Source organism: Streptomyces sp. NBC_00597 (assembly GCF_041431095.1).
GTDB lineage: Bacteria > Actinomycetota > Actinomycetes > Streptomycetales > Streptomycetaceae > Streptomyces.
Genome location: NZ_CP107757.1, coordinates 2,275,042 through 2,287,177, shown reverse-complemented (window position 1 = coordinate 2,287,177; position 12,136 = coordinate 2,275,042). Strand labels below are relative to the sequence as shown.

General features: G+C 73.5%; 12 protein-coding genes. 7 read left to right on the top strand and 5 right to left on the bottom strand.

The window, feature by feature from the left end; genetic code table 11:
• Window positions 1–2 precede the first annotated feature (2 nt).
• The 3 genes from OG974_RS09970 to OG974_RS09960 form a co-directional block, all read right to left on the bottom strand.
• Window positions 3–179 (bottom strand): hypothetical protein, encoded by a 177-nt coding sequence (locus tag OG974_RS09970; RefSeq protein WP_099893904.1) that lies wholly within the window; start codon window positions 177–179, stop codon window positions 3–5.
• 124 nt (window positions 180–303) lie between these two features.
• Window positions 304–1,176 (bottom strand): undecaprenyl-diphosphate phosphatase, encoded by an 873-nt coding sequence (locus OG974_RS09965; protein ID WP_327282331.1) that lies wholly within the window; start codon window positions 1,174–1,176, stop codon window positions 304–306.
• Between the two features lie 48 nt (window positions 1,177–1,224).
• A complete protein-coding gene (locus OG974_RS09960; protein WP_327282330.1) occupies window positions 1,225–1,950 on the bottom strand; it encodes a VTT domain-containing protein in 726 nt (241 codons plus the stop codon).
• Between the two features lie 49 nt (window positions 1,951–1,999).
• Here OG974_RS09960 and OG974_RS09955 point away from each other — a divergent pair, with 49 nt between their 5' ends.
• The 4 genes from OG974_RS09955 (at window position 2,000) to OG974_RS09940 (ending at window position 6,081) form a co-directional block, all read left to right on the top strand.
• A complete protein-coding gene (locus OG974_RS09955; RefSeq protein ID WP_327282329.1) occupies window positions 2,000–2,716 on the top strand; it encodes a DNA alkylation repair protein in 717 nt (238 codons plus the stop codon).
• A 309-nt stretch (window positions 2,717–3,025) separates the two neighbouring features.
• A complete protein-coding gene (gene tuf / locus OG974_RS09950) occupies window positions 3,026–4,207 on the top strand; it encodes an elongation factor Tu (RefSeq protein ID WP_327282327.1) in 1,182 nt (393 codons plus the stop codon).
• Window positions 4,208–4,311: 104 nt separating this feature from the next.
• The gene (locus OG974_RS09945; protein ID WP_327282326.1) at window positions 4,312–5,157 is read left to right on the top strand and encodes a patatin-like phospholipase family protein; all 846 of its coding nucleotides are present in this window, start codon (window positions 4,312–4,314) and stop codon (window positions 5,155–5,157) included.
• 132 nt (window positions 5,158–5,289) lie between these two features.
• Window positions 5,290–6,081 (top strand): fused MFS/spermidine synthase, encoded by a 792-nt coding sequence (locus OG974_RS09940; RefSeq protein WP_327286027.1) that lies wholly within the window; start codon window positions 5,290–5,292, stop codon window positions 6,079–6,081.
• Here OG974_RS09940 and OG974_RS09935 read toward each other — a convergent pair.
• Window positions 6,068–7,411, bottom strand: coding sequence for an MFS transporter (locus tag OG974_RS09935; protein WP_371646212.1), 1,344 nt, complete (start codon window positions 7,409–7,411; stop codon window positions 6,068–6,070). The two genes, OG974_RS09940 and OG974_RS09935, sit on opposite strands and share 14 nt — an antisense overlap.
• 111 nt (window positions 7,412–7,522) lie before the next feature.
• Window positions 7,523–8,551, bottom strand: a complete 1,029-nt coding sequence (locus tag OG974_RS09930) for a hypothetical protein (protein ID WP_327282324.1) — start codon at window positions 8,549–8,551, stop codon at window positions 7,523–7,525.
• Window positions 8,552–8,647: 96 nt separating this feature from the next.
• Between OG974_RS09930 and OG974_RS09925 the strand changes: the two genes are divergently transcribed.
• The 3 genes from OG974_RS09925 (at window position 8,648) to OG974_RS09915 (ending at window position 12,080) form a co-directional block, all read left to right on the top strand.
• Window positions 8,648–9,100 carry a DUF4442 domain-containing protein gene (locus tag OG974_RS09925; RefSeq protein ID WP_189973593.1) on the top strand — a complete coding sequence of 151 codons (453 nt, stop codon included), beginning with the start codon at window positions 8,648–8,650 and terminating at the stop codon, window positions 9,098–9,100.
• A 152-nt stretch (window positions 9,101–9,252) separates the two neighbouring features.
• Window positions 9,253–9,453, top strand: coding sequence for a DUF2191 domain-containing protein (locus tag OG974_RS09920; RefSeq protein ID WP_327282322.1), 201 nt, complete (start codon window positions 9,253–9,255; stop codon window positions 9,451–9,453).
• A gap of 116 nt (window positions 9,454–9,569) precedes the next feature.
• Window positions 9,570–12,080: a beta-glucosidase gene (locus OG974_RS09915; RefSeq protein ID WP_371646210.1), complete on the top strand. Its 2,511-nt coding sequence runs from the start codon at window positions 9,570–9,572 to the stop codon at window positions 12,078–12,080.
• Window positions 12,081–12,136 lie beyond the last annotated feature (56 nt).

The window sequence follows — 12,136 nt, the reverse complement described above, 5'->3', positions numbered from 1 at the left end:
GATCAGTGACCGGAATGTGCCTCCCGCTGCCGGACCACGACGAGGAACGCATCGGTGGCCAGGTCCATCACCACCTCGGCCGGCACGCCCTCGCGCATCCGCTCCGCCGCGTACTCCTCGGCGGGCCAACTTCCCCTCGGACTTCCGGCCGGAAACCGCTCCAGCACCACTCGACCCATGGGACACCCCCTGCTGCTTGCCTTCCGGTCTCTTCAGGTCTCTCCAGGCACAACGACGCGAAGGCCGCCCGGGAACGTTCCCGAGCGGCCTCCGGTTCACGCGAAGCGGTGAGCGGCAGCCGTACTAGCCCGCCGACTCGGCGGCGTGCGGGCTGAGCACGCCCATCGCGATCAGTACGAACAGCGCGATGCCGAGCAGGATGCGGTACACCACGAAGGGCATGAAGCTCTTGGTGGAGATGAACTTCATGAACCAGGCGATCACGGCGTAGCCGACCACGAAGGCGATGACCGTCGCGAAGATCGTCGGACCCCAGGAGACCTGGCCCTCGCCGAGGTCCTTCAGCTCCATGCCGCCCGAGGCCAGTACGGCAGGAATGGCGAGGAGGAAGGAGTAGCGGGCCGCGGCCTCGCGGGTGAAGCCCATCAGCAGACCGCCGGAGATCGTCGCGCCGGACCGGGAGACGCCCGGGACCAGGGCCATCGCCTGGCAGAGGCCGAAGATCAGACCGTCCTTGACGCCCAGTTCCTTGAGCGTCTTGCGCTCGCGGATCGCGCGGTGTCGGCCGCCCTCCTCGTCCCGCGCCGCCAGCCGGTCGGCGATGCCGAGCACGACGCCCATCACGACGAGGGTGGTGGCGGTCAGCCGCAGATCACGGAACGGGCCCTCGATCTGGTCCTTGAGCGTGATGCCCAGCACACCGATCGGGATCGATCCGACGATCACCAGCCAACCCATCTTGGCGTCCTGGTCCGAGCGCAGTTCCTTGTTGAACAGCGAGCGGAACCAGGTGGAGATGATCCGCGCGATGTCCTTGCGGAAGTAGATCAGCACGGCGGCCTCGGTGCCGATCTGCGTGATCGCGGTGAAGGCCGCGCCCGGATCCTGCCAGCCGGCGAATGCCGCGGTCAGCCGGAGGTGGGCACTGGAGGAGATCGGGAGGAACTCCGTAAGCCCCTGGACGAGACCGAGGATTAGGGATTCGAACCAGCTCATGTCGGGGTGCGCTCGTCCTTGTGATCGTCGGGCAGTTCGGGTCCGATGCTAGGGCCCGTGGGGAGCGGCACTGACCACAGGGGGGTGCACGGGCATCGGATCGTGCGTTTCGCACGCCGGTACGGGCGCCAGCCGGTGCCGCTTGCGCCACCCGACGACCGCGGCCGCGACCGCGGAGACGGCGATGAAGCCGAAGGACGCGAGGAAGGCGGGAGAGTCGGGGGAGGAGGCGCTCGCACCCGCGACCACGTACGCGGCGGTGTTCGGGACGACGCCGATGGCAGTCGCGAAGAGGAACGGGAGCCAGCCGCACCGGGACACTGCCGCACAGTAGTTGGCGACCGCGAAGGGCAGGCCCGGGAAGATCCGGACCGCCAGCATCGAACGGAAGCCGTGCCGGGCCAGCTGGTCGTCGGCCGCCTGGAGCCAGCGGCCGCGCAGCAGCGGCCGCACGGCGTCCCGGCCCATCATCCGGCCCAGCCCGAAGGAGATCCCGGCACCGATGACCGAGCCGGCGACCGCCGCGAGCAAGCCGAACGGGACACCGAAAACGGCCCCCGCCGCCAGGTTGAGCAGCGGGCGCGGCACCAGGGCCGCCGTGGCCACCCCGTACGCGGCCGCGAACAGCAGCACCGCAGCGCCCACCGGGAGCCCCGCCGGCCAGCCCTCCGACAGGATGCGCTGGGGCTCGTACAGCACGACGCACACGCCGGCCGCCAGCAGCAGCACGACGAGCAGCGACAGCCGGGTCCACGGCGCGAGGAGGAGGGACATCCGGGGAGACTAGCCGACCCGTGCGGCGCCGCGCCGTAATCTGGGCCTCATGCGGCCGAACGACCAGCGTCCCCCGGAGGCCGCGCCCAGCGCCCTCGCCGACACCCTGATGGACCGCCTCACCACGACGTACGCGGCGGCCGCCGACCCGGTGCAGGCCCGCGCCATGGCCGCGTACATGAAGGACGTCGCGCCCTTCCTCGGCATCCGCACCCCGCTGCGCCGCGCACTGTCGAAAACCGTGACCGCGCGCACCCCGCAGCCGGCGGAGGCCGACCTCGCGGCGCTCGTACTGCGGTGCTGGGAGCTTCCGGAGCGCGAGTACCACTACTTCGCGGTGGACTACCTGCGCCGCCACGTCCGGGTCTGCTCCTCCGGCTTCCTGCCGGTGGTCCGCCGGCTGATCGTCACCGTCCCGTGGTGGGACACCGTCGACCACCTCGCGGCCCACGCGGCCGGCCCGCTCGTGGCCGCCGACCCGGCCCTCACCGCCGTGATGGACGACTGGATCGGGGACGAGGACCTCTGGCTCGCCCGCACCGCCCTGCTCCACCAGCTGCGCTACAAGTCCGCCACCGACCCCGAGCGCCTCTTCGCCTACTGCCGCCGCCGCAGCGGCCACCCCGACTTCTTCGTCCGCAAGGCCATCGGCTGGGCGCTGCGCGAGTACGCGAAGACCGACCCGGAAGCGGTCCGCGCCTTCGTCGCCGCCGAACGCAACGCCCTGTCACCCCTGTCCGTACGCGAAGCGCTCAAGAACATCTAGGCCCGTCGTCCGGATCAGGCCCAGCCGCAAGGAAATTCATTCGACCCGCCGTGACCCGTCCGGCAGGATCAGCGGCATGTCCCGGTACGCCTTCCCCGCAGCGCCGTCCGCAGTCGCGGACGCGCCGAAGGCTGCCGTTTTCCTCTTCGAGGCACTCGCGGCGTTCGAGGCATCTGCCTTCGCCGCATTCGACGGCGCACGAAGCTGACCCTTCCCGGACAGTCCGGCGGACCCCGCAGGGGGAGGGTCGGCTCGGCCTCAGGGGTCCCGGAGCAGTTTCGGATCATCGAACCAACGGGAAAAGACATCATGGCCAAGACGGCCTTCGTGCGCACCAAGCCGCACCTCAACATCGGCACCATGGGTCACGTCGACCACGGCAAGACCACCCTCACCGCCGCCATCACCAAGGTGCTCGCCGAGCGCGGCGGCGCCTCCTTCGTGCCCTTCGACCGCATCGACCGGGCCCCGGAGGAGGCCCGGCGCGGCATCACCATCAACCTCACGCACGTCGAGTACGAGACCGACACCCGGCACTACGCCCACGTGGACATGCCCGGGCACGCCGACTACGTCAAGAACATGGTCACCGGCGCCGCCCAGCTCGACGGGGCGATCCTCGTGGTCTCCGCCCTCGACGGGGTCATGCCGCAGACCGCCGAGCACGTGCTCCTCGCCCGCCAAGTCGGGGTGAACCACATCGTCGTCGCGCTCAACAAGGCCGACGCCGGGGACCCCGAGCTCACCGACCTCGTCGAGCTTGAGGTCCGCGAGCTGCTCACCGCCCACGGATACGGCGGGGACGGCGCGCCGGTCGTACGGGTCTCCGGGCTCGGGGCGCTGGAGGGCGACCCGCGCTGGACCGCGGCGATCGAGGCGCTGCTCGACGCCGTGGACACGTACGTGCCGATGCCGGTGCGGTACACGGACGCGCCGTTCCTGCTGCCGGTGGAGAACGTGCTGACGATCACCGGGCGCGGAACGGTCGTGACCGGCGCCGTCGAGCGCGGCAGCGTCCGCACGGGCGACCGGGTCAGCGTCCTCGGCGGCGACGGCGAGCCCGTCGAGACCGTGGTGACCGGCCTGGAGACCTTCGGGAAGCCGATGGAGTCCGCCGAGGCCGGGGACAACGTCGCGCTGCTGCTGCGCGGCGTCCCGCGCGACGGCGTACGACGCGGGCAGGTCGTCGCCGCCCCGGGGAGCGTCGAGCCGAGGCGCCGCTTCTCCGCTCAGGTGTACGTGCTCTCCGCGCGGGAGGGAGGCCGTACGACCCCGGTGGCGACCGGCTACCGGCCGCAGTTCTACATCCGCACCGCCGACGTGGTGGGGGACGTGGACCTGGGCGTGGCCGGGGTGGCCCGGCCGGGCCAGACGGTCACGATGACCGTCGAGCTCGGACGGGACGTCCCGCTGGAGTCGGGGCTCGGCTTCGCGATCCGCGAGGGCGGGCGGACCGTCGGCGCGGGGACCGTCACGGCCGTGCTCGGCTGAACCGCCGGCCGCACCGCCGCCGGTGTACCGGCCCCCGCCGTGGCGGCGGCAGTCCGGTTGCGCCAGACTGCCGTCACCACGGGCGCGCGAAGAGGGGGACCGGGATGGGCGGCGGCACGGCACTGGTGCTCGGCGGCGGAGGACTCACCGGCATCGGCTGGGAGGCCGGGATCTTGTACGGGCTCGCGCAGGCGGGCGTGGACCTGACCGCCGCGGACCTCGTCGTCGGCACCTCGGCAGGCTCGGTGGTGGGCGCCCAGCTCACCTCCGGGCTGCTCACCACGCAGGAGCTGTACGAGCGCCAGCTGGGCGACCCCGCCGGAGAGGCCGTCGCCCGGCTCGGCTCGGGGCTGCTCGCCCGGTACGCCGTCGCCATGGTGCGCTCGCGGGATCCGAAGAGCTACCGCAGGCGGGTCGGCGCCCTCGCGCTCGCCGCCGACACCGGGGAGGAGGCGGAGCGGCGCAAGGTGCTGGAGGCCCGGCTCGTTTCGCACGCCTGGCCAGAGCGGAGGCTGGTCGTCACCGCCGTCGACGTGCTCACCGGCGAGCTCGCCGCCTTCGACCGGGAGAGCGGGGCCGGGCTGGTGGACGCCGTATCGGCGAGCTGCGCGGTGCCCGGGGTGTGGCCGCCGGTCACCGTGGGCGGGCGCCGGTTCATCGACGGCGGGATCCGGTCCGCCACCAATGCCGACCTGGCCTCCGGCTGTGAGCGGGTGGTGATCCTCGCGCCGATGGCGCTCGGCTCCGGGCTCGTCCCCTCGCCGTCCGCCCAGGCGGCGCGGCTGCGGGAGGCCGGGGCGCGGGTGCTGCTGATCACCCCGTCCGCGCAGGCCCGCAAGACGTTCGGGCGCAACGTCCTGGACCCGGCGCGGCGGGACCCGGCGGCGCGCGCCGGGCTCGTACAGGCCGCGGAGCACGCGGCGGAGGCGGCCGCGGTCTGGTCGGCCTAGGGCCGCGGCGGCCCGGGCGGCCCGGGCGGCGGCCCGGGCGGCGGCCCGGGCGGCGGGCTGCCGGACAATGGTGCCGTGAGCGACGAACAGATCCCGGTCGTCCGGGTCGTGGGCCAGGGCACCGCCAAGCTGATGCCGGACGTGGACCGAGAGCGGGCGTGGCTGCTGACCGTCGACGGTGCGCCGCAGTCGTACGTGGACCTCGACGATCCCGGGTACCTGGAGTTCGAGTACGTACGCCGCCTCGCGCACGTCCTGGACTGCGTGGCGCAGCCCGGAGCCGCGCTGGACCTGCTGCACCTCGGCGGCGGCGCGCTGACGCTGCCCCGCTACGCGGCGGCGGCCCGGCCGGGCTCCCGGCAGGAGGTGGTGGAGTTCGACGCCGCACTGGTGGAGCTGGTGGCGGAACACCTGCCGCTGCCGGCCGGGTCCGGCGTCACGGTGCACGCCGCCGAAGCGCGGGCCTGGCTGGAGGCGGCCCCCACGGACAGCGCGGACGTCCTGGTCGCCGACGTGTTCGGCGGCTCGCGGGTGCCGGCGCAGCTGACCTCGGTGGACTACGCGCGGGAGGCGGCGCGGGTGCTGCGGCCCGGCGGGGTGTACGCGGCGAACCTGGCCGACGGGGCGCCGTTCGGCTTCCTGCGCGCCCAGCTCGCCAATTTCGGTGCGGTGTTCGGTCGGCTCGCACTCGTCGCGGAGCCCGGCGTGCTGCGCGGGCGGCGGTTCGGGAACGCCGTGCTGCTCGCCTCGGATGCCGAGCTGCCGGTGGCCGCGCTGTCCCGGAGGTGCGCGGCGGACGTGTTCCCCGCGCGGGTCGAGGAGGGGGCGGCCCTGGCCCGGTTCATGAAGGGCGCGGTCCCGGTGGCGGACGCGGACGCCGTCGCTTCGCCGGAGCCGCCGGAGGGCGCGTTCAGCCTCGGCTGACCCCGGCGGAGACGGCAGGGTCGGCGGCGTCGGCCGCTGCGTCGGGAGCGGCGTCGGTCGCCGGGACCGAAGCGGCCTTCGGGAGAGCGGGCTTGCGCGTCAGGCGGCGCACGTCGGGGACGAAGAGGACCGCGGCGGTGCCCAGCACGACCAGCGCGGCGCAGCCCCACAGGGCGGAGGTACGGCCGAAGGTCGACTCGACCGGGCCGGCCATGGCGGTCGCCAGTGGGAGCATGGACACCGAGCCGAACCAGTCGTAGGCGGAGACCCGGGAGAACTTGTCCTCCGGGATCTCCTGGTGCATGGTCGTCATCCAATTCACGCCGAACACCTCGATGGCCGTTCCGCTGACGAACATCACCGCGCACAGGCCCCACACCGGCAGCGGGACCGCCAAACCCGCCGACGGCAGCGCCAGCGGGAACACGCACAGGGTGCCGACCAGCAGCAGCCGGCGCGGTTTCCACACCATCATCAGGACGGCCCCGGCGATGGTGCCGATGCCGAAGAAGCCCAGTGCCAGGCCCCAGGGGGCGGGCCCGCCCAGCTGGTCGCGGGCGACGAGCGGACCGTAGACCGCCTCGGCCGCGCCGACGACGGCGACGACCACGGAGAACTGGAGCACGATGCTCCACAGCCAGGGCCGGGTCCGGAACTCCACCCAGCCCTCGCGCAGGTCGGCGAGCAGGCCGCCACCGGGAGCCCGGTCGGCGATGTGGCCGACGTCCAGGAAGGCGCGCAGGGCCCCGGCGATCGCGAACGCGGCGGCGTCCACGGCCAGGACCCAGCCGGGGCCGATCGCGGCGATCATGGCTCCGCCGAGGGCCGCCCCGCCGATGCCGGCGCCGTTCATGGCCATCCGGAAGAGGGCGAAGGCGCGGTTGGCGTGCTCGCCGGAGACGCTGGAGAGCAGCATGCCCTCGGCGGCCGGGTTGAAGAAGGCGGTGCCGGTACCGCAGAGCGCGGTGAGCAGCATCATCTGCCACAGCTGGGGGTGCCCGGTCAGGACGAGCACGGCGAAGGCGGCCTGCGAGAGGCAGTTGAGGGCGTTGGCCGCGACCATCACGCGGTGGCGCGGCAGTCGGTCGGCGAGCGCGCCGCCGATGAGGAGGAAGAGGACGAGGGGGAGCGTGCGGGCGGCCGCCACGAGGCCGACGTCTGCGCCGGACCCGCCCGCCTCCAGGACGGCGAACGCCGATGCGATGAGCGCTCCGTGGCTGCCGAGGTTCGTCACGACCGCGGCACCCGTCAGCAGGGTGTAGTTGCGGCCGGCCCAGGCGGGCCGGCGGCGGGCGGTCGTACGGCACGCGGCGGCGGGGGGAGGGTTCACCCCCGGGACTATCCCCGCCCCGGGCCGAGAATCCAAACGGATAACGGCCCGGGGTGCGGGGTCGGACGAATCGTACGAACGGGTACGGACCTGTGGCCGGTGACCGGTGGGTCAGCTGTTGCTGGCGGTGCCGTTCAGTCGCACGGAGCTGAGGATCTTGTCCATCGTCTCCTGGGGGACCTCGCCGGGGACACCCGCGACGCTGTAGAGGACCCAGCTGGAGAAGTCACCGTTGGCGGTCTTGAAGCTGAACGCGATGGACTTGCCGTCGGAGGAGCACTTGTTCTCCTTGGGCACGCCGATCGCCGTCGCGGTCGCCATGTGGCCCTTGAGGCCGGAGGAGGTGGTGTACTCCTTCGGCTCGGAGATCTTCACGGTGCCCTTGGGCGCCTTCTGCGCGTACGCGGCGAACGCCCAATTGCCCGCCTCGTTCTTCACGGCCTCGGCGGTGTCCTTGGCTCCCTGGCCGCCCTTGGTGCCGGTGCCGGCGAGCTCGGTGGTCTCCTCGCGGCCGTCCTTGTTGGAGTCGACCTTGCACCAGTCCTCCTTGAGGAAGGCCGGCGCGGAGAAGCTGATCATCGGCAGGCCGTCGTTCTTGCTGTCGTCCGAGAAGCCCGCGATGACTCCGGCGCTCGCGACGTTCCACTCCGGCGGGACGTCGAAGGCGGTGCCGTACTTGGGGTTGAGGACGACCTTCCAACCGGGGATCACCGGCTTGACGTCGCCGCCGGTCCGCGGGTTGGCGCCGGGCGAGGCCGGCGCCTCGGAGGAGGGCGCCGACGAGGCGGCGGCGGGCTTGTTGTCGGCCTCGTCGCTCTTCTTGTCGTCCCGGGTCAGGACGAACGCGCCCGTGGCGGCGGCCACCACGACGACCGCGGCCGCCGCGACGATGGCCACGGTCTTGGTGGCGTACGGGCTCCCGCCGCCGCTCGGCGGCAGCGGCGCGCCCTGCTGGGGCTGCTGGCCCCACGGCTGCACCGGCGGAGGTGTCTGGTAGCCCGCCTGCGGGTACCCGTAGCCGGGCTGCTGCTGGTACGGGTTCGGCTGCTGTCCCTGTCCTGGCTGCTGCTGGTACGGGTTCTGATGCGCGTCCTGAGGGTTCTGTTCTCCCCCGGGCGGCTGCTGCTGTCCTGGCCACATGGCCGGTAACGATAGTGGGCGCGGGTGCGGGGAGCCACGGCCGCCCCCGGGAGAGGTCTGGCCAAGGATGTCTACTCACGGGTAACATTGCGCGTCATGAGCGCAGATCAGATGAACGTGGGCGAACTGCTCGCCGCGACGGTGCCGATGGCCCGGACCCTGAACCTCCAGTTCCTGGAGACCACCCCCGAGCGCGCGGTCGTCCGGCTGCCGGACCAGCCCGACTACCACAACCACGTGGGCGGCCCGCACGCCGGCGCCATGTTCACCCTCGCCGAGTCCGCGAGCGGCGCGATCGTCCTGGCCGCCTTCGGCGACCAGCTCTCACGCGCCGTGCCCCTCGCAGTCAAGGCCGAGATCGGCTACAAGAAGCTCGCCAAGGGCGTCGTGACGGCCACCGCCACCCTCGGCCGCCCGGCCGCCGAGGTCGTCGCCGAACTCGACGCGGGCGGCCGCCCCGAGTTCCCCGTGACCATCGCCATCCAGCGCGAGGACGAAGCCGTGACGGGCGAAATGACCGTCGTGTGGACGCTGCGTCCGAACGCCTAGTCGCCGACGGCCGCCCGTGCGTGGGCGGTGCCGCCGGTCCAGGACCCGCTCGGGGACGAGGAAGAACCCTCGTTCCCGAGCGGGTTCAGTGTTTTGCGCCCACGAGCGCCGGGGCAGGTCCTAGAGTCCCGGGCGACGTTCAGGAGGTGGCCGTGGCCAAGGTCGACATCAGTCTCGACGCCGAGCTCGTGGTGGAGGTGATGGTCCTCGCCGGGATCGGTTCGCCGCAGGACGCGGTGGAGGCCGTCGTGCGGGACTACATCGCGCGCGGGCACCGCACCGAGGCCCGGGTGCAGGCGCAGGACGCATCCCGCCGCGACGCCGACGCCCTGGAGCCGCCGCCGCAGGGCTGAACCTCGGCGCAGCGGTGGCGCGTCCGGGACCGGCCCGACGGGCCGGCGCCGCACAGTGGGCGCGGGAGCGGTCCGGCGCGGGCCGCTCGCGCAGACCGGAGCCGCAGGGAGCGCCCATGAGCGAGGCCGTGTCCAGACGTTGCGCGATGCGGCTGCTCGGGGCGGTGGGCGCCGCGCTGGGAGCGGGCGGCTGCGTGGCCGCGGTGCCGCCCGGCACGGCCCCCCGCGCGGCCCGGCCGTCCGAGGACGCGACCGCGGTGCCCGGCCGGCCCGGCAGCGCCGCCCGGATCGAGGCCCTGCTGGAGCGGCTCACCCTGGAGGAGAAGAGCGCCCTGCTGCACGGCGGCCGGGACCCCGCCCCGCTCGGCCAGGCCGGATACCTACCCGGCGTGCCGCGCCTGGGCATCCCGGCGCTGCGGCTCGCCGACGGGCCCGCCGGGGTACGGGTGGCCAAGCCGGCCACCGCGCTGCCCGCGCCGGTGATGCTGGCCTCCGCCTTCGACCCGGCGCTGGCCCGCGAGTACGGCAGGGTCATCGGCCGCGAGGGGCGGGCGCTCGGCCAGGACGTGGTGCTCTCCCCGATGGCCAACCTGATCCGCACCCCGTACGCCGGGCGGAACTTCGAGACCTTCGCCGAAGACCCCCGGTTGACGGCGGACCTCGTCGCGGAGGTGGTCCGCGGCATCCAGGACGAGGGGCTCATCGCCACCGTCAAGCACTTCGCACTCAACAACCAGGAGCAGGGCCGCGACACCGTGGACGCCGTGGCCGGCGAACAGACCCTGCACGAGACGGAGCTGCGCGGCTTCGAGGCCGCCGTCGCCGCCGGAGCGGGCGCCGTGATGGGCGCGTACAACAAGGTCAACGGCACCTACGCCTGCGAGAGCAAGCCGCTGCTCGACGAAGTGCTGCGCGGCCGCTGGGGGTTCGACGGCTGGGTGGTGTCCGGCTGGGACGCGGCCCACAGCACCGTCGCCGCCATCGGCGCCGGCCTCGACATGGAGATGCCCGGCGGCACCCAGTTCGGCGCCCCGCTCCTCCAGGCCGTGCGCGGCGGCTCCGTACACGAGGACACCGTGGACCTCGCCGTACGCCGGATCCTGGCCACCATGGACCGGTTCGGGCTGCTGGCCGCGCGCCCGCCGGCCCGACCCGCCCGCGACGCCGCCGCAGGGGCCCGGGTCGCCCGCAAGGTCGCCGCCGCCGGCGCCGTACTGCTGCGCAACGAGCACGCCACCCTGCCGCTGACGGGCGCCGCGGCCCGCTCGATCGCCGTGATCGGCCCCACCGGGCAGGTGCCCTTCGTCGGCGGCGGGGGCAGAGCGCACGTGGTCCCCGACCGGGCGGCCGCCCCGCTCGACGCCATCAGACGGCGCGCCGGGAACGGCAGCACGGTGCGCTACGCCCTCGGCGAGGACCTGTACGGCCGCCCGCTCCCGGCGAAACTGCTCACCCCGGCCGCCGACCTGGCCGACCGACGGGTGGACGCCGGGCGCAGCTGGAGCCACGAGGGCGTGTTCACGCTGGGCGCGGACGACGAGTGGACGCTGCTCGTCCACTACACCGGGAAGCGGCCCGGCGTGCGGCTCGACGGCGAGGAGCTCTTCCCCGCCGGGCAGGGCGTGGCGGAGCAGTTCGCCGGCGGACTCCTCGCTGCGGCGTCCGACGGGCTCACCGTCCGCCGCCGCACCCTCGCCCTCACGGCGGGCCCGCACCGGCTCGCCGTATTCGCCGAGGGCGGCGACCGGGGCCAGCGGTTTCGCCTGCTGCACACCACGACGGCGACCCGGGCCGCCGACCTCGCCGAGGCGGTGCGGACCGCCGAGGAGGCACACAGCGTCGTGCTGTTCGCCTACGACGACGCCACCGAGGGCACAGACCGGACCTCTCTGGGGCTGCCGGGCGGGCAGCCGCGGCTGATCGAGGCGGTCACCGCCGTGAACCCCCGCACCACGGTCGTGCTCAACACCCCCTCCGGTACGACCATGCCGTGGCTCTCCCGTACCGGGGCGGTCCTCCAGATGTACTACCCGGGCCAAGAGGGCGCGGGCGCCACCTCCGACGTCCTCTTCGGGGACGTGGACCCGGGCGGCCGGCTCACCCAGACCTTCCCGGCCGAAGAGCAGGCGACCCCGGTCGGCGGGGACCCGCTGCGCTACCCGGGGGTGGGCGGCCGGCAGGAGTACGGCGAGGGCGTCCACGTCGGGCACCGCTGGTACGACGCGCAGCAGGTGACCCCGCTGTTCCCGTTCGGGCACGGGCTCTCGTACACGACCTGGGAGTACGAGAAGCTGAGCGTCCGGCCGGAGCGCGGCGGGCTGCGGGTGGAGTTCACGGTCCGCAACACCGGACGCCGCAAGGGCACCGAAGTGGCCCAGGTGTACGTGGGCCCCTCCGCGGACCTGAAACTCGAACAGCCGGTGCGCGCGCTGGCCGGCTACCGGCGGCTCACCCTGGCGCCGGGCGAGGCACGGCGCGTCGTGATCGACATCGATGCCCGCGCACTGTCCTCGTGGGATCCAGAACAGCACGCCTGGGTGCCGGGTTCAGGCCGTCGCGAAGTGTTCGCGGGCCGTTCCTCCCGCGAACTCCACCTGAAGGCAAAGGCCGTGTTGAAGAGCAGATAGGCTGCCCGTTCGGTGTGTCACAGCGGACGCGCCGCCGCGATTCGGGAGGACGTACC

Coding starts and splice junctions, on each gene's coding strand:
- OG974_RS09930 (WP_327282324.1), bottom strand. CDS start 8,551: ATGTGGCCAGGACAGCAGCAGCCGCCCGGGGGAGAACAGAACCCTCAG.
- OG974_RS09965 (WP_327282331.1), bottom strand. CDS start 1,176: ATGAGCTGGTTCGAATCCCTAATCCTCGGTCTCGTCCAGGGGCTTACG.
- OG974_RS09915 (WP_371646210.1), top strand. CDS start 9,570: ATGAGCGAGGCCGTGTCCAGACGTTGCGCGATGCGGCTGCTCGGGGCG.
- tuf (WP_327282327.1), top strand. CDS start 3,026: ATGGCCAAGACGGCCTTCGTGCGCACCAAGCCGCACCTCAACATCGGC.
- OG974_RS09960 (WP_327282330.1), bottom strand. CDS start 1,950: ATGTCCCTCCTCCTCGCGCCGTGGACCCGGCTGTCGCTGCTCGTCGTG.
- OG974_RS09925 (WP_189973593.1), top strand. CDS start 8,648: ATGAGCGCAGATCAGATGAACGTGGGCGAACTGCTCGCCGCGACGGTG.
- OG974_RS09955 (WP_327282329.1), top strand. CDS start 2,000: ATGCGGCCGAACGACCAGCGTCCCCCGGAGGCCGCGCCCAGCGCCCTC.
- OG974_RS09940 (WP_327286027.1), top strand. CDS start 5,290: ATGCCGGACGTGGACCGAGAGCGGGCGTGGCTGCTGACCGTCGACGGT.
- OG974_RS09970 (WP_099893904.1), bottom strand. CDS start 179: ATGGGTCGAGTGGTGCTGGAGCGGTTTCCGGCCGGAAGTCCGAGGGGA.
- OG974_RS09945 (WP_327282326.1), top strand. CDS start 4,312: ATGGGCGGCGGCACGGCACTGGTGCTCGGCGGCGGAGGACTCACCGGC.